This window comes from Streptococcus sp. IMAU 99161 (assembly GCF_014435245.1).
GTDB classification, from domain to species: domain Bacteria; phylum Bacillota; class Bacilli; order Lactobacillales; family Streptococcaceae; genus Streptococcus; species Streptococcus lactarius.
In genome coordinates this window covers 1-1,209 of the sequence record NZ_JAAPAW010000032.1, presented here as the reverse complement: position 1 = coordinate 1,209, position 1,209 = coordinate 1, and the positions used below count along the sequence as shown (strand labels likewise).

Below are 1,209 nucleotides of genomic sequence, written 5' to 3'. Positions count from 1 at the left end.
TGATATACTCCCCTTATAGTGGACAGTGAAAAAACAAAAATTCACTAGAAACGATAAGGGGAGTTTTCGTATGTCAAAAAGAAATGTCAAGTCCACAGAGGAAAAACTAAAGATTGTTAACTTGTATTTAGAAAAAGGCAAATCCATTTCAAGCTTAATAAGGGAATATGGCGTCAGTGATACCACCATTAGAACTTGGGTTCGTAAATACAAACATCTAGGTATAGCAGGACTAAGAGAAAGTAAAACTTGGACAAGGTACTCAAAAGAAATCAAAGAACAAGCCGTACAAGATTATCTATCTGGACGAGGAAGTTTGGAGACGATCATTGAAACTTATCACATATCATCTGGAAGTGTTCTCGAAAAGTGGATAAAACGGTATACTAGTGGTATAGAAATCAAACCAACTAGTAAAGGATTAAGTCGTATGAAGCAAGGACGAAAAACCACTTTTGAAGAACGTGTGGAGATTGTTAACTTCACCATTGCTCATGATAAGGACTATCAGGCAGCGATTGAGAAATATGGGATTTCCTACCAACAAGTTTATTCCTGGGTGAGAAAGTTTGAGAAGGATGGCAGTCAAGGACTCCTAGATCGCAGAGGTAAAGGGTTAGACAGTAAACCGAACCTTACCCCAGAAGAAGAGTTACAGCTCAAAATCAAACAACTAGAAGAGCGCAACCACTATTTAGAGATGGAGGTAGGACTGCTAAAAAAGTTAGAGGAAATCAGACGCAGAAACAGACGGTAAGACTTGGACGTTACTTGGAAGAATTTCAAACCATCAAAGATTATTCCGAGAAGCATCATGAAGCCTCTATTAGCCAGTTATGTCAATTGCTTGGAGTATCTCGATCAGGTTATTACAAGTGGCTCAATCACAGGGAAACGACATCTGAGAAGACGAATCAAACACTGTCGGAGAGCATTAAGGAACTTCATGCCAAGCACAGAGGAATTTTAGGTTATCGTCGAATGACGCGATTTGTCAATCGTAAACTTGGAACAACTTATAACAAGAAGCGAATTCGTCGCTTAATGCGTATTCTTGGTATCTCATCAGTTATCCGTCGTTCTCGAGGTTATTGCACGAAGACCAGTTTTGTGAATATCGAAGAGAACATTCTCAATAGAGAGTTTACAGCTCATGTCCCTAATCAGAAGTGGTGTACAGATGTGACCTTCTTGCAATATGGATTAGGG

At 39.3% G+C, this 1,209-nt stretch carries 1 pseudogene; it reads left to right on the top strand.

The features are described from left to right. Positions 1–70 precede the first annotated feature (70 nt). Positions 71–1,209, top strand: a pseudogene (locus tag HA044_RS09400) (IS3 family transposase); the annotation flags it as partial.